The 18,578-nt window shown below is 41.5% G+C and carries 15 protein-coding genes; 8 read left to right on the top strand and 7 right to left on the bottom strand.

Annotation, left to right across the window (positions count from 1 at the left end):
• Positions 1–13 precede the first annotated feature (13 nt).
• Both OH459_RS23280 and sodB read right to left on the bottom strand, forming a co-directional pair.
• Positions 14–517 (bottom strand): VC2046/SO_2500 family protein, encoded by a 504-nt coding sequence (locus tag OH459_RS23280; protein ID WP_009698520.1) that lies wholly within the window; start codon positions 515–517, stop codon positions 14–16.
• Positions 518–674: 157 nt separating this feature from the next.
• Positions 675–1,259 carry a superoxide dismutase [Fe] gene (gene sodB / locus OH459_RS23285; protein WP_005444665.1) on the bottom strand — a complete coding sequence of 195 codons (585 nt, stop codon included), beginning with the start codon at positions 1,257–1,259 and terminating at the stop codon, positions 675–677.
• A 243-nt stretch (positions 1,260–1,502) separates the two neighbouring features.
• Here sodB and OH459_RS23290 point away from each other — a divergent pair, with 243 nt between their 5' ends.
• Entirely contained in the window at positions 1,503–1,838 is a 336-nt protein-coding gene (locus OH459_RS23290) for a Grx4 family monothiol glutaredoxin (protein ID WP_005444666.1), read from the top strand.
• Positions 1,839–1,913: 75 nt separating this feature from the next.
• The gene (locus OH459_RS23295; protein WP_269989007.1) at positions 1,914–2,543 is read left to right on the top strand and encodes a DsbA family protein; all 630 of its coding nucleotides are present in this window, start codon (positions 1,914–1,916) and stop codon (positions 2,541–2,543) included.
• Between the two features lie 89 nt (positions 2,544–2,632).
• Here OH459_RS23295 and OH459_RS23300 read toward each other — a convergent pair whose 3' ends face one another.
• Positions 2,633–3,958, bottom strand: coding sequence for a Na+/H+ antiporter family protein (locus tag OH459_RS23300; protein ID WP_005444668.1), 1,326 nt, complete (start codon positions 3,956–3,958; stop codon positions 2,633–2,635).
• A gap of 28 nt (positions 3,959–3,986) precedes the next feature.
• Entirely contained in the window at positions 3,987–4,631 is a 645-nt protein-coding gene (gene rnt / locus OH459_RS23305; protein ID WP_009698519.1) for a ribonuclease T, read from the bottom strand.
• Positions 4,632–4,987: 356 nt separating this feature from the next.
• On the opposite strand from rnt, the gene motY reads away from it, so the two are divergent.
• A complete protein-coding gene (gene motY, locus OH459_RS23310; RefSeq protein ID WP_005444670.1) occupies positions 4,988–5,869 on the top strand; it encodes a flagellar protein MotY in 882 nt (293 codons plus the stop codon).
• 109 nt (positions 5,870–5,978) lie between these two features.
• Here the strand turns inward: motY and OH459_RS23315 are convergent, their stop codons facing one another.
• Positions 5,979–6,413 (bottom strand): DUF2753 domain-containing protein, encoded by a 435-nt coding sequence (locus tag OH459_RS23315; protein ID WP_005444671.1) that lies wholly within the window; start codon positions 6,411–6,413, stop codon positions 5,979–5,981.
• 136 nt (positions 6,414–6,549) lie between these two features.
• Positions 6,550–6,966, bottom strand: a complete 417-nt coding sequence (gloA, locus tag OH459_RS23320; protein WP_009698517.1) for a lactoylglutathione lyase — start codon at positions 6,964–6,966, stop codon at positions 6,550–6,552.
• A gap of 669 nt (positions 6,967–7,635) precedes the next feature.
• On the opposite strand from gloA, the gene OH459_RS23325 reads away from it, so the two are divergent.
• On the top strand, positions 7,636–9,210 hold the full coding sequence (locus OH459_RS23325; protein WP_269989008.1) for a DUF726 domain-containing protein: 1,575 nt from the start codon (positions 7,636–7,638) through the stop codon (positions 9,208–9,210).
• A gap of 79 nt (positions 9,211–9,289) precedes the next feature.
• Positions 9,290–10,459 (top strand): PDDEXK-like family protein, encoded by a 1,170-nt coding sequence (locus tag OH459_RS23330; RefSeq protein WP_269989009.1) that lies wholly within the window; start codon positions 9,290–9,292, stop codon positions 10,457–10,459.
• A gap of 404 nt (positions 10,460–10,863) precedes the next feature.
• Here OH459_RS23330 and OH459_RS23335 read toward each other — a convergent pair whose 3' ends face one another.
• Entirely contained in the window at positions 10,864–14,664 is a 3,801-nt protein-coding gene (locus OH459_RS23335; RefSeq protein WP_269989010.1) for a hypothetical protein, read from the bottom strand.
• Between the two features lie 501 nt (positions 14,665–15,165).
• Here OH459_RS23335 and OH459_RS23340 point away from each other — a divergent pair.
• The 3 genes from OH459_RS23340 (at position 15,166) to OH459_RS23350 (ending at position 18,272) form a co-directional block, all read left to right on the top strand.
• On the top strand, positions 15,166–17,712 hold the full coding sequence (locus OH459_RS23340; protein WP_269989011.1) for an S-type pyocin domain-containing protein: 2,547 nt from the start codon (positions 15,166–15,168) through the stop codon (positions 17,710–17,712).
• Positions 17,713–17,714: 2 nt separating this feature from the next.
• The gene (locus tag OH459_RS23345; RefSeq protein WP_269989012.1) at positions 17,715–17,951 is read left to right on the top strand and encodes a hypothetical protein; all 237 of its coding nucleotides are present in this window, start codon (positions 17,715–17,717) and stop codon (positions 17,949–17,951) included.
• A 111-nt stretch (positions 17,952–18,062) separates the two neighbouring features.
• The gene (locus OH459_RS23350) at positions 18,063–18,272 is read left to right on the top strand and encodes a hypothetical protein (protein ID WP_249114388.1); all 210 of its coding nucleotides are present in this window, start codon (positions 18,063–18,065) and stop codon (positions 18,270–18,272) included.
• Positions 18,273–18,578 lie beyond the last annotated feature (306 nt).

Consider the following 18,578-nt stretch of genomic DNA (forward strand, 5'->3'; position numbering starts at 1 on the left):
GAAAAGTGAAACGTTATGCTTGAGTTTGGATTTGGTAATGACGTTGAGCCGTCACTAGTTGATTGTACAAACCTGCATCGGGAATAAGGGTTTTGTTGCGCTCACCTAAGCTGCGGCGCTCGTGACCTGAAAGGTTGTGATAAACCTCTTCTGGTAGATTAAATGTGTCTTCAGGAAGGTAAGTGAGTGCATCAGGCTTTAGGTAGTGGCTCAGTTTTGCCGAAGGCAAGCCAGCATCATGAAACTGTTTCGCTTGTTCTGCTGCGAGTTCATAGCTACTGCTATCAGAACGTAGAGACTGAGGTTGAGATAAACCGAATTGTTGACGAAGAATGTCATCACTGGTGATCACTTCTTGGACTTCTTCAACCGGAACCACATCGCGGACATCGTTAGAAAACATAGACAGAATCAACGAGAAATCAGCGCGACGACCTTCGTGTACGGCATGGTTAATACCATTACCGAACTGAAGTTCGTTGATGATTGCTGCTTTGTCTAAAGTATGGATTTGCATGATGTTCCTCGCTTGATGCACTTTTAGCGGCAACGGAGAGAAGAACTTTAGGAAAAAGAGGGGATTAATTGAAGAAATCGGTTAGAGATGTAATAAAAAAGCCCGCAACAATGCGAGCTTTTTGAATATGACTAAATTGAACTTAGGGGGAAGTTAATTACTTCGCTAGGTTCTCAGCTACGAAATCCCAGTTTACAAGCGCCCAGAAGCCGTTCATGTAATCAGGACGTACGTTGCGGTAATCGATGTAGTACGCGTGTTCCCACAGGTCAACAGTTAGAAGTGGAGTCGTACCTTCTTCTGTTAGAGGTGTAGCAGCGTTAGAAGTGTTAACGATTTCTAGAGAACCGTCAGCTTTCTTAACTAACCAAGTCCATGAAGAACCAAAGTTGTTGATTGCTGCGTCAGTGAACTTCGCTTTGAATTCTTCGAAAGAACCGAATGCAGCGTTGATTGCATCAGCTACTGCACCAGTTGGCTCGCCGCCCGCGTTTGGCGCTAGGCAGTGCCAGTAGAACGTGTGGTTCCAGATCTGTGCTGCGTTGTTAAATACGCCACCAGTAGAAGTCTTGATGATCTCTTCTAGTGTTTTGCCTTCGAACTCAGTACCAGGGATAAGACCGTTTAGCTTAACAACGTAAGTGTTGTGGTGCTTACCGTGGTGGAAATCTAGAGTCTCTGCAGAGATGTGTGGTTCTAGTGCGTCTTTCGCGTAAGGAAGAGCTGGTAGTTCAAATGCCATTGCTCGATATCTCCATAGATATGAAAGGGTTACCTTTCGATTGCTTCCAGTGTTTTTATTTATATGTAGTCGTTACGACTGACTTGAAAAGTATTTTAGCAAGTTTTTACTTTATTAAAACCCCGATATGAAAATATTTTAAGAGGAAAGGGGAAAAGACTTACTAATTATATGGTTTTTATTCTGTGTTTATTGAGTAGAATGTGGCAATAATTAAAGTTCACGTCCATGAATGAGGAAGCGATGGAAACTATCGATAAAATCAAACAGCAGATCTCTGAAAACGCAATCCTGCTGTACATGAAAGGATCACCGAAACTACCTAGCTGTGGTTTCTCTTCTCAAGCAGCACAAGCTCTAATGGCATGTGGTGAGAAGTTCGCTTACGTAGACATTCTACAAAACCCAGATATCCGCGCTGAGCTACCAAAATACGCTCAATGGCCTACATTCCCACAACTGTGGGTTGAAGGTGAGCTGATCGGTGGTTGTGACATCATTTTGGAGATGTTCCAAAAAGGTGAACTTCAGCCTCTTATCAAAGAAGCTGCGGCACGCGTTGAAGGTGACGCTGAGTAATTCGTAAATACTCACATTTGGCGATAGAATACAAAGGAGCCGCATTGGCTCCTTTTTCTTTTTTAGGTTAGTGGAATGAACTTGAAGCTTTACTACGTACATGATCCAATGTGCAGCTGGTGTTGGGGCTACAAACCAACCATCGAAAAATTGAAGCAGCAACTGCCAGGTGTGATTCAGTTTGAGTATGTTATGGGTGGGCTTGCGCCAGATACTAATCTGCCGATGCCTCCGGAAATGCAGCAAAAGATTGAACAGATTTGGAAGCGAATCGAAAGTCAGCTTGGTACCAAGTTTAACTACGATTTCTGGACGTTGTGTACACCAGTACGTAGTACTTACCAATCTTGCCGTGCAGTTATCGCTGCAGGTTTCCAAGATTCTTATGAGCAAATGCTGGAAGCGATTCAGCACGCTTACTATTTACGTGCGATGCCTCCTCATGAAGAGGCAACTCATCTGCAACTCGCAAGAGAGATTGGCTTAAACGTTCAACAGTTTAAGAATGATATGGATGGCACTTTGCTGGAAGGTGTTTTCCAAGACCAACTCAGTCTTGCAAAGAGCTTGGGTGTAAATTCTTACCCGAGTTTGGTACTGCAAATTAACGATGCTTACTTCCCAATTGAAGTGGACTATTTGTCGACAGAAAATACGTTGAAGCTTATCCGCGAGCGCATCATCGACAACATGCCAGCGCAGTAAACTGAAACTGGTTTTCAAAGCCCAAATAACAAAAAGCCGCTCAATGAGCGGCTTTTTCGTAACGAATTGTATCCATTTAATTGATGCGACTACAGCACCATTGCAGCAATCCAACCGAAGATGATCAAAGGGATGTTGTAGTGGATAAATGTCGGCACTACGGTTTCCCAGATGTGCTCGTGCTGACCATCTGCGTTTAAACCCGATGTTGGACCTAACGTTGAATCAGAAGCCGGAGAGCCTGCATCACCTAGTGCTGCTGCTGTACCTACTAGTGCGATTGTCGCCATCGGTGAGAAACCAAATGCTAGTGAAAGCGGCACATAGATAGTTGCAAGGATTGGAATCGTAGAGAACGATGAGCCGATACCCATTGTTACCAACAGACCAACGATCAGCATTAATAGTGCTGCAAGAGGCTTGTTGTCACCGATGCTGGTTGATAGCGATTGTACAAGCGTCTCAACGCCGCCGGTTTGCTTCATTACTGCAGCGAAACCTGCCGCCGCAATCATGATGAAGCCAATCATTGCCATCATGTGTACACCTTTAGTGAACACGTCGTGCGTCTCTTTCCATGCGATAACACCACCGAAAGTGAACACCATGAAGCCAGCTAGTGCACCGATGATCATTGAGCCCGTGTATAGCTGTACGCTTAGCGCAGCAAGAATACCTAAGCCTGCAACCACAATATGTTTTTTGTTTAGCTTCTCTTCAGATTCTTGAACAACGGTCAGTTCAGTTTCTTTGTATTCACGAGGCTTACGGTAGCTAAAGAAGATTGCAGTTAGAAGACCAAACAACATACCTGCGCCCGGCAACAGCATTGCCGTTGGAACTTGGCTTGCCACGACATCTGTTAGACCATTGTCATGTAAGTTCTTCAATAGGATGTTGTTTAGGAAGATGCCACCAAAACCTATTGGTAGAACCATGTATGGCGTGATCAAACCAAAGGTAAGCACACAAGCAACCAAACGACGGTCCAACTTCAGCTTAGCGAATACGCCCAAAAGAGGTGGAATCAAAATTGGAATGAAGGCGATATGTACCGGAATCACGTTTTGAGATGACATGGTAACAAGTACAAGAGCAACTAATACAGCGTATTTTAGACCCGTAGTCGACGCAGAGCTCTCTTTACCATTTAGGCGTTTGATAACGCTTTTTGCCAAAAGGTCAGTGATGCCAGAACGAGAAATTGCAACAGCGAAAGTACCTAGCATTGCGTAGCTTAGCGCGATAGTCGCACCGCCACCCAGACCGCTTTCAAATGCAGCAACGGTATCCCCAAGGCTCATGCCTGCAACAAGGCCACCAACGATGGCACTAAACGTGAGGGCAACCACCACGTTCACGCGCATCAATGCTAACACGAGCATGACGCACACAGATATAACGACAGGATTCATACTTTTCCTAATATGTTGTGTTTACTTATTATTCTTCGTCTACAAGCGGCCAACCGCCTAGGGCCTTCCATTTGTTGACGATGCCACAGAATAACTCTGCAGTTTGTTGTGTATCGTAGAGGGCTGAGTGTGCCTCACGATTGTCGAATTCCATCCCTGCTGCTTTACATGCTTTAGCGAGAACAGTTTGACCATAAGCAAGCCCACTTAATGTTGCGGTATCAAAAGTGGCAAATGGATGGAAAGGGACTCTTTTAAGTTTACAGCGTTCATTCGCTGCATTAACAAAACCTAAGTCGAAAGCGGCGTTGTGTGCAACCATGATGGCACGCGAACAGTCTGCTGCTTTTTGTTCTTTGCGAATCAGTTTGTAGATTTCTTTAAGTGCTTCTTGTTCGGAAACTGCACCGCGAAGAGGGCTGAATGGGTCACGAATGCCATTAAACTCCAGCGCTTCTTTTTCTAAGTTCGCGCCTTCGAAAGGTTCGATATGAAAATGAATGGTTGAGGCAGGATGCAGATCGCCATTTTCATCCATACTTAGGGTGACGGCGCAGATTTCTAAAAGTGCATCAGTTTGAGCATTGAAACCTGCGGTCTCAACGTCTACTACCACTGGAAAATAACCACGAAAACGCTTTTTCAGGGTTAGAGCTTCATTTTCTATTGTCATGTTGGCTTATATTTGTGTGACGAAGGCTGCATTATTGCAGATTCTACCGATGAGAAAAACCGCAATTTGGGAGAAATGTAGAATTCTATTCCCCATTAACCAGTGAGGGTTATAACCAAAAACAAGGGAGCTGGTCACCTGTTATTCTCGTGATGTTATTTACCATTTTATACCCAAGTCATTCTCGCTGAAGCAAGCATCTCGATGTTACTTGGGTATATGCACTTGCCAAAATGAGCGTTAACTCCTTATAACCACTTGTAAATTCCATGTTGGCGGGATTTTTGCATTGTTCTGCATGTTTTCAATTGATTCAAGTAAGCGGCAATAGACTGCCGTTTGAGAGATGTACCTAGATGAATAAATGGCTAGTAACCAGTGGTATCGTGATGTCTTTGCTTAGCGCAAACAGTTTTGCGTCGATGGGCAAGCGTTATGTCGCCACACCGCAACAATCACAGTGGGAGATGGTGATAAATACGCCATTGGAGTGCCAGCTTGTGCATCCTATTCCTGGGTTTGGTGATGCGGTATTTTCGTCTCGTGCGAGTAAAAAGATAAACTTGGATTTTGAGCTGAAGATGCGTCGACCTATGGGTGAAACACGTAATGTCAGTTTGATTTCTATGCCACCTCCATGGCGTCCCGGCGAGCATGCTGATCGCATTACTAACCTCAAGTTCTTCAAACAGTTTGATGGTTATGTTGGTGGGCAAACCGCTTGGGGCATTCTTTCTGAGTTAGAAAAGGGACGTTACCCAACGTTTAGCTACCAAGATTGGCAGAGTCGGGATCAGCGTATTGAAGTGGCGTTGTCATCGGTACTATTTCAGAACAAATACAACGCGTTTAGTGACTGTATTTCTAACTTGTTGAAGTACAGCTTCGAGGATATTGCGTTTACGATCCTTCATTATGAACGCCAAGGGGATCAGCTCACCAAAGCATCGAAGAAACGCTTATCGCAAATCGCAGATTATGTGCGTCACAATCAAGATATCGATTTGGTGCTGGTGGCGACCTACACCGATTCAACTGACGGTAAGAGCGCAAGTCAAAGCTTATCGGAGCGACGTGCTGAATCGCTGCGTACATACTTTGAGTCTCTTGGTTTATCTGGTGATCGGATTCAGGTCCAAGGTTATGGTAAGCGTCGCCCGATCGCAGACAATGGCTCACCAATTGGCAAAGATAAAAACCGTCGCGTAGTGATTTCACTTGGGCGAACTCAGGTTTAATCTGACATTTGACACAATAAAAAACGCCAGAGAATAAACTCTGGCGTTTTTGTCGCTATTTGACGTTGTTTGAATACTATTGTTAATCGTATTGGCTTATTGCCGAAAATTAGTTGAGTCGGAACTTGGCGATAATCTCACAATTCGTCGCGGTATCAATCTTCTCAACTTGTTTGGCAATCGTTGGGTTTGGATGGCGTTTCATAAAGTCAATCAAGGCTTTTGTACAGCATCCAATTGAATCAATAAAGCTTGCGCAATCTTTGTTTGGACACTGAGGGATCAGTGTCAGTACTTTTTCAGACGCTAACTGAAGGTATTTGAGCTCGTACTCTGTATCACCTGCCCAACGCCAAAACTGAGCTAGGTTGTGGCATGAAATCACCGAAATCAATAGTCTCTCATCGGCTTCTATTTCCACGCATTCGCTAATATCTTCACTCAGGCTAAGGGCTTGCTGGTAATGAAGAATGCTGCGAACAGGGTCATCTAGTTGAAGTGCTGTATCGGCTAGAAGTGTGTGTTTTTCCCATTCACTGATCATTATCGTTATCCCACATATCGATGTTGCTGACAAATCTAAACGATAACCATTATCAAGTAAAGCAGTTTGTTTATAAACAACAGGCAGGTCTCAGACCTGCCTGCAACAACATGATATGTTTCAATAGAGAAAGGGATTAACCTTCTAAACCTGCCGAAGCTTGTTTATTTTGAATCAGTTCTACCATGTAACCATCGGGGTCTTTGACAAAAGCGATGTGGGTTGTACCGCCTTTAACTGGACCCGGCTCACGAGTTACGTTCCCACCTGCCGCTTTGATCGCGTCACACGTTGAGTAAATATCGTCTACACCGATCGCAATGTGACCAAATGCAGAGCCTAGGTCATACTCAGTTGTGCCCCAGTTGTACGTTAGTTCAATGACAGCACCTTGAGACTCATCTCCGTAGCCAAGAAATGCAAGGGTGTATTCGTACTCTTTATTTTCATTGGTACGAAGCAATTGCATGCCCATTACTTCAGTGTAGAACTTGATAGATTTGTCTAAGTCACCCACGCGCAGCATGGTGTGAAGAATTCGACCGTTTGACATTTTTTTGCTCCTAGCGATTGTTTCAGACAGGGTTATTCGTCTGGATACACTTTATCTTTGAACGTTCGTTATATGAACTAAAAATCATCTTTACTCGGTGGGTGAGTGAGCGACTATCTAGTTATTGTAAGGGGTGTAGGTTCCATCAACGGTAAAAATACATTACAAATACCCTTTAATTTGTAAAGGCGATGATTTTATAAGACTAAACTCGATAAAATCATCCCCAATATCCTTTACAAAAATAGTAACAAATTAATCAAATACACTCTAGCTGACTTCATCCAAAGTCTTGGTAAGGCGATGGCCTCACTGCGTGAACCAACACCCTGCTAAAAGGGTATTTAGGATAATGATGGTCAAGAAAAATAATAAAGCCACTCCTGACGTTCGCACAGCTTACTACTCGCTAGGCATTTATGATTCTTCTTGACCATCCGCTGAAACACGTTTTTGGACAAAAGTTTGTCAGTGATTATCCTAAATTAGCTTTTCACGGATTACTTTAGGTATAGCAAAACCTTTAATGTAATGGCCAAACTCACTTAGCTACTACAGAACGACAATGTTCCATTTTTGTCACATAATTCGCTCCCTCTTTTTCTTCATTGCTTATGTGACTGGTATCCTATTACTCATTTCATTAATGAGCTTTTAATAGGGTTAAAAATGCTTAATAGTTTAAAGAAACGAGCAGGTCAGCTTTCAGATAAAGTAGTAGATGTGAAACAAAGTGTGTCCGAGCAGATATCGGATGCCATTCCTGATTCAGTAAAAGAGCGGGCAGCAATGGTATCGGATGGTCTGGATGACCTATTAGATACAGTAGGCGATTTGTACGACTCTGAACTGGATGAAAAAGAAACTTACTGTTCTTGGTGTTTCGAAAAGCACACATGCACGCTCGATGAAAAAGGCGGATTATCAAGAAATATCTATATTTGCGACGGCTGCCAAAACAAAGTAACTAAATGTAGAGCTTGTGATAACAAAGCTAAGTTTGCTGAAGTCGTCGATTCTATGGCGCCAACCGAAGACGTTGGTGTATGGTCAAATAACTTTTGTGCCGTACATGCCGGAGAGATCGCCAAATTTGAAACATTGAATTGGAAGCTTTCCAGTATCGGCGAATATCGAGATATCGTTGAACGCAAAGATACAAACTTCAAGAAAATAGGAACGACTGCAGCTTACACTGTGGGTGGTGCAGCGATTATTGCCCCCTTAGCTTTGGCCGCAGCCCCTGCAATTGGTGGGGCAATCGGAACATCTATTCTCGGGTACAGCGGTGCTGCGGCCACCAATGCAGGTTTAGCAACACTTGGTGGTGGTGCTATTGCTGCTGGAGGCGCTGGAATGGCAGGAGGAGTCGCTGTCGTCACCGCAGCAGGCTCAGCGCTCGGAGGTAAGTATGGAGCCGTCATATCAAATAGTTATTTTGGGGAAATCGACGGATTTGAGATTGTCAAGATAAAACCCGGTTCCGGGACTCCTATCCTTTGCATTGATGGTTTTCTTAACGAAAAATCAGCCAAGTCCCCGGACAGTTGGTTACAACCTATTACGCAGATATATCCCGAAAACCCAATCTATTACATTAAATGGGAATCCAAAAGGTTGCGAGATCTCGCAACTTCTTTCAGTGGTGTGGGCGGCAAAGAAGCCGGGAAAAACGCTATTCTAAAAGCATCAATGTCGGCTTCAAAAGCGGCAGCAAAAAAATTAGCCCCGGTAGGACTTGCTATACAAGCACTTGGCCTCGTATCCAACCCTTGGTCTATAGCCAGTATAAAAGCCTATCAGACAGGAGCTTTGCTTGCGGACATCATTGCCCGCACTGATGAAAAATACATATTAGTCGGTCATTCTCTGGGGGCGCGTGTAATCTATTCATGTTTGTCTGCTTTAAAAACCATTGAAGACAAAAAATATATTGATACAGTGCATTTACTTGGGGGAGCGGTCAACAATCTCTGCTCTGACGCTCAAGAGGATGCGAGTAAACCAAATTGGTATGGAGTAGAAAAAGCTGTCTATGGGAATATTTATAATTATTTCAGTAAGAAAGACGACGTGCTCAAGTACCTTTACCGTATAGGCGAAGGAGTTAAATTTGATTTTGGGGATCCAATTGGTCGAAACCCTATCTCTCATCAGCATTTCACCAACATTGACGTAACGAATATCGTAGCAGGACATACTCTGTACAAGGAAAGAATTTTAGATTTCCTTAGAACTGATTAATGCCATTCTTACCCATAATCGTTTAGAGCGGCACTTTTGAGTTCTAAAGTGCCCCAAATTTACTAAAAAAGCACTTAACATGATAAACAGCCAGTTTTTCAAGTACGTACACCTGCTACATGAAAAGTACACAAGAAAGCCAGAATACAACCTGTTCAGAGTACTGCGATCTGAATCAGATGAAGTTCGGCTACACTCACGGTTCCTATGTGATCTTCTTAATCCCAAGGGTAGTCACAATCACAACAATGCTTTCCTAAAACTATTCCTAAAACACTTCAAAGATAACGTTCAACTCGACCTTACAGAAGAAGTTACGGTCGAGAATGAATATAAAAATATCGACATCCTCATTCGTAACAATAAAACAGCAATCATAATTGAAAACAAGATTTACGCTTCAGACCAAGAAAAGCAACTCTCGAACTACTACAGAAAAATGAAAGATGAAGGGTATGAAAATATTAAACTCATCTACTTAACTCCAACAGGCTATGAACCTAGTGAGCAAAGCACAGATGAACTACCTGACCAAGTAAAAGAGACAACTTTGACTCTTGCTAGTTATGAACACGATATTTACGAATGGATCACTAAATGTACAGAGTTCGCAGCCAGAGATGCTCCTCTACGAGAAGCTTGTATCCAGTACCTAGATATCATCAGTAAGATCACCAGCAAAATTGAAAACGAAGATCACATGGAAGAACTTAAAACATTACTACTCACAGACAGCAACTTGGCGAGATTCCCTGACCTTACTAGTGCTTATAACGAAGTACTAGTAGATCTCCAGCTCGACATATGGAACAAGATTGCAGAAGGCATAAGACAAGAATTTGGTGAACTATACCACGATTCCATTACAGAACAGGAATCACCAATAGAATTAGTCAGAAGCTATGTAGAGAACAGGCGCAACTCAAAATACTACAACATCAATGTAAAATTGGACACCTATAGAGATACATACATTATAGTAGAACAAGATCACCATATTTACTTTGGAATCTACTGTGAAAATGGCTCTAACTCCACTGAATATAAAGAGATCGCAAAAAAAACAGAGAACTTCATAAACTCATACCAGTGGAACTTAATGCCAATCGGTATATATGTCGAACCCCAAATCAACTTTAAGAACTTAACACCAGAAAACCTTAACTATCTAAAGGTGGAAGCGAACAGAAAAAGATATGCGGATTATATAGTGGATATGCTCAAAGAGATTATGGCTATTTTAAAATAGAACTTTCGTGAAATCGTTTCTAGCACCAGATTCGAGAGAGTGGTATAACGCTTTCTCGATCTTGAATGGGTACTCTCAATTCTCCAGATTGTACGTGAAACATTAAATTAGCCACGCCACTGACAATTTTTTCCATCTGCAAGTACTCACCAATCATGTATACAAACTGAGAGTTCAAACCTTGTTAACCAATTTCCCTTCTTGAAGTACATATTTGAAGGCCCGAACCGGATGGCTTGCTTTTTGTTATTGGGCTAAGCTATCCAGCATTAATCAACTTAGAGACTCTGCTAGCAATGGTCTCGCTACCGCGTATCTGGACAATTTCGTGTTACGAATAGAAACAACAAAATCCCAGTTTTCATGAGAAAATGTATGGAAAAATTTAACCACATTGAACAAGTTTATGGTTCAATACTTTTTTCACAGTAAAAGCTAATGACGACATGATAAATTGAAACAGTAATGTTACCACGCTGAAGTTCTTCTTTTCCCATCCAAAAGGTATCTGAATCTTCACCATTTACAGTTTCAAGAGCATAACCATTTGCTTTGGTAAAACCTTTGTGCTGACGTTGTTTTATGTGGTTCTTATACTTATCCAATAAGGTGACAAAATCTTTATCGAATGCATATACGACAACAAATATCGTATTAAAGCCCTCTTGATCATACCCCGCCAACTTATCCATATGCTCATTGATATCGGTAGTACCCCATTTAAGAAGGCGAAACGCTTCAAATAACGCAATACGTCTACTTTTATTGTTATCTACTATGACACCATCCACCTCACCATAGCTTTTACCTGAAGATGAACTGCCTATTTGACTTTGATCCGAAATATGAAGTGGAGAGCTTTTTTCTCTCATATTAAAAAGACTACAAAACCATTGATTAATTCGGTCTTCGTTTGCTGGCTTACTAGAATATCCAGATAAGGATTCCTCATCTTTGACAGGTATGTAAATATTTTTGCTGCGGCTAAGTAATTCTTTAGAGACTGAAGAAACTGTTTCAACTAAATACTCTTCAACAGAACTTCTATTTGTTATTTTCACATATGTTTCGACATCACTACCGTTAATCAGTTTAAAACTATTTGCTAGTTGCTCAGGGCTTCTTTGATTCTTTTCAGCAATACGATCGATATACTCTGTAGCACGCGACTCCTTCGCAAAAGCGTTCATTATAACATCGTTTATTTTATCTAATTCGTCTGGCAGGGCTTCGTTTTGACCTAAGAACCTCGTATAAGATGAAAAAGCGATATCTGCTTCTTTCACCAAGTTATGCTTAAGCAGTAACTCACAATAAGGTGTAAGTAACTGAGGGAGGACTTTCTGAGTTGAACTCAATAGTTCCCATGCTTCCTTCATTGAATTGATGTCATCAATCTTTAGGTAAGCATGAAGTATTCCAGATATCCACGGCAATGGGTAACTTGGGATAATAGACCATTGTACTTCTGCCGACTGTTCTACTTTTGCTAAAGCACTTCGAATCAAAGTTATATTTGAAGCTTCATGATGGTTAGCAAGATAGGCATGTAACAACATTAAGATATGTTCTGGGTTCTTAGTATCTTCGACCAATCGTTTCAGAATAAGAATGCTCTTTGGAGCATCACGTTCAATCAGGTAATATGCTAGGTAGTAGCGTCTAAAGTGCTCACATTCGTCGTAAAGCTTTCTCTCTGATGATGCAAATGGAATAGGAATGTTGTTAACATGTGATTGAAAATCAGGGTCATATTCGCTTTGGTTAACAGCCATTAATGTAACATCTAACTTGTATTGATAACACTTTATCAATTGACGTTTATCAGTAAATAGATGGTGTTGTTCTTCTTTGAATCTACCTTCATTCAACTCATGACTTGCTTGTTTAAGAACGGTTAATGCAAGGTCAAACTCAGACGCTTGGTATGCTGATACAAATGTTCTTTCTAAGTCATCTAAAGAGCTATTAGCAATATTGTCTATTGAGAGCTTTGTGATTGCTGATTTGAGAAGCTCTTTTCTTACAGGATGAATACAAGCTTCCATTAATTGGAAAAGCTGTGAGTTAGTTAAGATATCTTCATTTGAATCAAGAAAGTCTTCGAAGTCTGAATAATCGATTTTGTTTATGTAAACACAGAAATCAGGCCATAGATCGTAAGCATTTACTCCAATAGTGTGAAATAATCCATCTCTTTCATTAGTACCGAAGCCTAAATTGTCAACGATAGATATATTTCTTTTATGCAGTTTACTTAAATGTTGGCAAGAGTCATGATTTGCAACCGCCATCAGTATTTGAAAGTAACAACTTATAGCTCCTTTTGCTTTATACTGAGATTTGTTTTTCCATAGCAGAGCAGATGACCAATCGTTCTTATGTCTTTTAGAAATCGACAATAGCCGATCTACATTATTTTCAATAACTAATTTATGCCAAGGGAACTGTTTAATTAGGATTGAAGCATCTAAGTTTGATTTTTTACCTTCAAGATTTAATATCAGATCTTGCTCTAGCTCATTAGTAATAAGATTAACTAATTTACTTATATGCTCTTGAACAGTATCAAGTGAATTTCTATCGATAAAATCATATAGCCACCATAACAAAAAGTACGTGTTATTACGTAGCTTAAAAACCGTTGGGGTCGGATAAGCATGTTCGCTTAACTCCACTCTTTCAATAATATCAATCATTGATAGTATTTTATTAGGCTCTTGATGCTTTAAAAAGTTGTTAAACAGGGTGAGATAAATTGAATCTTTAAAGTTATCTCTATATAGACCTAACTTATCAGTCAAAACAAGAACTATATCAAGAAACTCTTCACTACAGTCAGTATTGTTAGAGATCGTTTCTGCGTATCTTTTAGAGATAGAAACCTCTAATGCTTCCACAACATCTCGATTTTCAATCTGATGCGAAATTTCATCATAGAAATGGGTAAACCAAAATATTGCGAAGTTGCATGTGTCTATTCGAGATAGGAGAACGCAGAAATATTTAGGTAATAATCGAAATCGAAATAAGTCACCGAAAAGTAGATGCTTAAGTAAAGGGTGTTCTAACGCAAATTCTATCAGCTCTATCAGTGTATGAGGGTAAAACAGCGAATGGTTATCGACACAAATACTTTCCTCTAAAAGTTCCGAAATCAGCCAACTATAAAAGTAACCAACTCCTCCCCAATAATTTCTGCTTTTAAAATGATCCTGTATTTCAGCAAACTCGTTTTTACTAACATTACATAATGAATGAGAGTTGAGGGAAGGCAAAGAGTCCTTTTTAACCACGTTTTGTCGAGGTTGCTTCACACATTCATCTGCGTTATTAGATTCCCCCTCAGCTTGTGAACCTCCAATCGATATGGTTAATTTTAGCGTTTGAGTGTAATTGAGAACAACGTCAGAAAAATGGTTACTGTTTGATATTGAACGGGCTAAATCTTTAGGGACAGGGAGCTTTAATAAGTGTTTTTGTAGTTCTGCTGTATAAGCACTGTACTCTGCATCTGACGTCGCATATTTAAGAACAGGGAAAGCGGCACTGCATGTAAAACGCATGATACGTAGCCACTGTTCGAAGGCTTCCTTAGAGCTAGTCGAGTTAGAAAGTAATTTCTGCCATAAAAAGGTACTGACTAGTAGGTTAAGATTATGGTTTCTTCCGTTGAAAATATACGAGTTATCTTCTTTTTCAACATAGGAGAGTAACAGGGAAGTACTAGTGAATTCTCTGTTCCATATTTCTTCTGAAACAAAGAGATTGGGCTTTTTGTAGCCTTCCTGGCCACGTTGAATATGTTGTAAAGTTCTGAGCGTTTCTATTACAGGAATTAGAGAGTCATCGACGTGCTGCTCAAGGTGATCTTCTAAGTTACAGGTAAGTAAAAGGCAATCAGCCTCGAACATTACAAGGCAACACTCTTCTAAATATTCAATTTCTATTCCTTTGCTAATCGATACAAGTTCGCCATTCCGCTCCCATAACTTAGTTCCATTGAGAAGCGCTGATACACAGTCTCTATCTAGAGGTTCTGTCGTAAGTGATGAGTGCATTAGAAACTTTGCTAAATCTTCAGCTTCTTTCTGCTGCTCTAAACTGTAGAATTTCTGCGAATCAGTTGAGGCTCGTGTGAATAGCTCCAAAAGAGATTTAATCTTCGACCAGTCCCTTGAATGTTCAACATGATTTACAGCCATAGTATCTTCTCTTGATTCAAACGAATAGATAAAATTATATTATACACTTAAAAATCAATAGGATACTCGTTGATTTTTATAAAACAATACAAAAGAGCAAGATACTTTACGCATGACTCTTCATACAAAGCTAAGACACTACGCAACTATTAGGAAAACTAGGTCAAAAATGTCTATAGGTATATGTTAAGAACCTCATGGTTTAAATGACTTTGGGGCAAAGCCTTCTTAGAACTATTACATCCACAACGTGCCCACTACGAATGTATTCACGGGTAAAAACACCATATGTATCGCTTCAGCTAAACAGCTACCGTACACAAAGACCACAGCCAACACCAACCAACTTTTTGGATTTATACCCAACTTTTTGGCTCGATAAACAAAAAATTGTATCGGCATACACTACTATCATCCTACCTAGCTGATTTTGCAGAAGAAAGTTAATGGCATGCTTACTGCTTATTGCCGTGATAACTAGTATTCACTTTAGGTATTTGTGTGTCCTATAAAGTTCTTCCACTGTCGGAAGTGATGTCTCATGAATTTGGATTGATAGAGGGCAACTTCCATAATATTTCGGAAGCGGATATCGCCTCTACTATTCCTTCACATCTTACTTTTGAACAGCTAAAGCAGCATCTCTACGAAGGCAATCTCGTACTCGTGAGTGATATGCCTCAAACTCCCGCTCTACTTAGTTACAACGACCCAATAGGTCCTAAAACTTGGCGGCTGAATTCTGAGGTTATCTCTGAACTTTCGGATGATGCGGCTAATAATTTGTTAGCAATAACGAAAACCACCAGAGCAACGGGAGGTTACCGCTCTTGTATCGGGGAAACCTCGACGCTCGAACGAGTTTACACGCCGCAGCCAATCGCAACCGAAAGTGAAGAGGAAATCACCAAGGAATTTGAGTACAGCTTTGAAGTTGGCTGCTCGGATGCCACCATAAAGAAAATGGTGCACAGTGACTTTGCTTTAGCGAAAACTGAAAAAGAGAACGCGGTAACCCGCTGGGAACAAACCAATACCGAGCAAGGCACCCGCTACACTGCGTTATGTGTATTTGATGAGCCAAAGCGATTAAATATCCACATAGCTGATGACAATCTCGGGCTGACGCCACTGGAAGCCGTCACATTACAAAAAGCCGGCAGCTGTAAAACGGACGAAGGTTTTATACCTGTTGTCCCTGCAGTGCGATTGGGCGAACGTTTAGGTTTGCCTACAGAAGGTTATTACTACCACTTTAATGATGGCGAACTTGTCCAAGAATACAAAACTCTAGGAGAAGAAAAGTGGGCGTTTTACGCAACGCAATCGACACAAGACAAGCTCAATGATGAGCGTGGTTTTACCAAAGACCAAAGCGCAATTTTGGTGTATTGGAAATTAGCTGATCAAATCATCGAGAATCAATACATCATTTATCTTGAGCGCCAAATCACCCGAGAAGAGCTTGATAATCTAAGTGAAGATTGGCTGTGTGAAAACGGGATAAAGTTGGATATCCCCGCATTGTTTGATGCGGTCAAACAGCCGGAAGAAGCGCGCTCAGAAGGTAACAACGATGAGACGCAAGCGGAACAAACCGCAGCGACGCACACCGTAACGGTAGGGGAAGACTGGCAAAGCATCGCTGAACTATATGGTATGGGAGCTAAAGCCTTGCTCTTGCTTAACCCAGTGTTTGAGGCCGACCCTCTGTCACTTGCGGTAGGTGATGAAATTATTGTTGCTGAGAAACAGCAACAACAAGCACCGGACAAAAAGAATACCTTTCCGCCGCTGCGCCCACAAACTTACAACAACATCCGCAACAGTCATTATCAGCACAGTGATCCATTGCTCGGGTTGACCAAATATAGAGCCATTAACACTGCCGATTGCATAGAAGACGATGTGGTAATCCTCAATTTAAAAGACGCCACAAGCTCGCTCGTGTTCGCTAAATCGTGCACCAGACCAGAGGGATGTATTGAAATTGGCGACCAACAAGAGTCAATAAGTAACTTTGGTCCTTGGTCATTCTTCTTTGCACAAGCCAATGCAAACCCAGCTGCTGTCATACCCGCCATTCAAGCGACACAAGCACAAATGGCTATGGGCAGTTCCGCAGCTGCCGCCGGTTCCCCAGAGCAAATGCAGCAAACCCAAACCGCAGCGATGCAGTTAGATAAACTGGCCGGCACATTGAAAGACAAAATCGTCGAGGGCTACCGCTGGCAGGTCGAAGGTATTGGCGCTTTGTTTGCCATGCAGCAAAGCTTATTTGGCGATAACACCCAATACACAGACCAAGATTTACGCCAAGTAACCACGGCGCAAAGCCGCGTTCGTGTCCACATTACCGAGCCCCAAGATGGTGAGTTTTATCCGCACGTACAGGGCTATCATGTAGATGACACACGAATCCCCATCAAATATGTGAAACAAGGGAACAATGGTCAGTTGTCCGTTGCGATTGAAGAGAACGGACCAACCATATATTGGACTCCAGAAGAAAACGGTGAAGCAAGTTGGCAAACTACCCCCGATCATAGTGATGGGTTTGAAAAAGACGATATACTGGTCACGCCAATCCACTCGGATAGCGATGCGAACGTCACCGTTACGCCTGCGCCTGAAGAGAAAGACTGGCGTGATGCGATCTTGGTATTCCCTGAAAGCTCAGGTATCGTTCCTCTTTATATTGTATATAGTGAAAATGCTTACTCATCAGGATTTAAAACGTTTTTGTCACCGAATTCATATCCTGGTGTTTCGAGAGCTCGTCACTTTCAAGAAGCTAATGAGAACCTCTTGAAGATGATGGAAACAGATCCAGAATTTGCATCTCAGATGGAATCCTTGAATATAAAACTAGAGAGAACAGCTACAGGCTTAGCTCCTAGACGACCTCCAAAAGGTTGGACATGGCATCATGAAAGAGAAAAAGGCAGCATGGTTTTAGTCCCAAGAGAACAACACACAATTGGTAGTGAAGAGTGGAAAGTACTTCATCCAGATAACAAGGGGGGCTACTCGATATGGGGGAAATAAAAATGAAATTAAGAGAGTTAATGCTTGATGTTGCAAGCTTGGATCCTGATTTAAGCATTTACATTGACAGTGCATGGAGTCCTGAATCCCATATTTTACTTTGCGCAGAGCCAGAGGATGGAAGCTCACCGGAAGGGTATGACTACTTTTTAGAGGTATTTATACTGCAAGAATTATTTGAAGATGTTCCCGAGATCACTGTCGAGCGAGTCATCAAATACGCTCAAGATGATGCTTAATATAAGCTTTACTTTGCTTATAAACATAAGGCGTTACAAGGACGCCTTTTCTCATTCCCATTTCTCAACCGGTTCTAAAAACCGCTCAAAGTCCTCTTCTGTCAGAACCTTATGGCTGCTCTCGGTGAACTCAATATTTTGTCCATCGCGATTGAAGATAACGTACCAACCATCAATTGGACGCCAGAAAAAACGGTGAAGCAAGTTGGCAAACTCCCGATTCAAGTCAATTTATACCTGCGAACCTTAAACGGACGATGGGTGGCAAAGCTCCTCGAGCAAGGTTTAAGGATACCGTTGGGGGGAAGACGTTCTTTCTAAATACACCATGTTGAATAAATACAACATGGTGGTTCTGTGTACGATGTTGACAACTTAAGAGCCCCCGTAATACAACACGAGGATTAACAACGAATAGCATTAGAAGAATGGATTACTTTTAGTAAGGCAAAAACCAATTAACAGGATATGAATGAGTATTTACTCTGTCTTATAATGGGGCATTTTTGATTAAGGCTAATTTGTGCAACAGGCTGCTGCACAATTGGAGCAGTGACAGTTGTTGTTGATTTTGCAACAACTGAAGTTTCTCACCTCTCAGGCAACTATTGCACATTTTGCAACAGT

Origin of the sequence: Vibrio sp. MM46, assembly GCF_027587135.1 — a bacterium.
GTDB lineage: Bacteria > Pseudomonadota > Gammaproteobacteria > Enterobacterales > Vibrionaceae > Vibrio > Vibrio harveyi.

Excerpts from the sequence above, each read along its gene's own strand:
- OH459_RS23330 (WP_269989009.1), top strand. The coding sequence starts at position 9,290 with ATGATAAACAGCCAGTTTTTCAAGTACGTACACCTGCTACATGAAAAG.
- OH459_RS23325 (WP_269989008.1), top strand. The coding sequence starts at position 7,636 with ATGCTTAATAGTTTAAAGAAACGAGCAGGTCAGCTTTCAGATAAAGTA.
- OH459_RS23295 (WP_269989007.1), top strand. The coding sequence starts at position 1,914 with ATGAACTTGAAGCTTTACTACGTACATGATCCAATGTGCAGCTGGTGT.
- OH459_RS23315 (WP_005444671.1), bottom strand. The coding sequence starts at position 6,413 with ATGATCAGTGAATGGGAAAAACACACACTTCTAGCCGATACAGCACTT.
- gloA (WP_009698517.1), bottom strand. The coding sequence starts at position 6,966 with ATGTCAAACGGTCGAATTCTTCACACCATGCTGCGCGTGGGTGACTTA.
- sodB (WP_005444665.1), bottom strand. The coding sequence starts at position 1,259 with ATGGCATTTGAACTACCAGCTCTTCCTTACGCGAAAGACGCACTAGAA.
- OH459_RS23345 (WP_269989012.1), top strand. The coding sequence starts at position 17,715 with ATGAAATTAAGAGAGTTAATGCTTGATGTTGCAAGCTTGGATCCTGAT.
- rnt (WP_009698519.1), bottom strand. The coding sequence starts at position 4,631 with ATGACAATAGAAAATGAAGCTCTAACCCTGAAAAAGCGTTTTCGTGGT.
- OH459_RS23350 (WP_249114388.1), top strand. The coding sequence starts at position 18,063 with ATGGCTGCTCTCGGTGAACTCAATATTTTGTCCATCGCGATTGAAGAT.
- OH459_RS23335 (WP_269989010.1), bottom strand. The coding sequence starts at position 14,664 with ATGGCTGTAAATCATGTTGAACATTCAAGGGACTGGTCGAAGATTAAA.
- OH459_RS23280 (WP_009698520.1), bottom strand. The coding sequence starts at position 517 with ATGCAAATCCATACTTTAGACAAAGCAGCAATCATCAACGAACTTCAG.
- motY (WP_005444670.1), top strand. The coding sequence starts at position 4,988 with ATGAATAAATGGCTAGTAACCAGTGGTATCGTGATGTCTTTGCTTAGC.
- OH459_RS23290 (WP_005444666.1), top strand. The coding sequence starts at position 1,503 with ATGGAAACTATCGATAAAATCAAACAGCAGATCTCTGAAAACGCAATC.
- OH459_RS23300 (WP_005444668.1), bottom strand. The coding sequence starts at position 3,958 with ATGAATCCTGTCGTTATATCTGTGTGCGTCATGCTCGTGTTAGCATTG.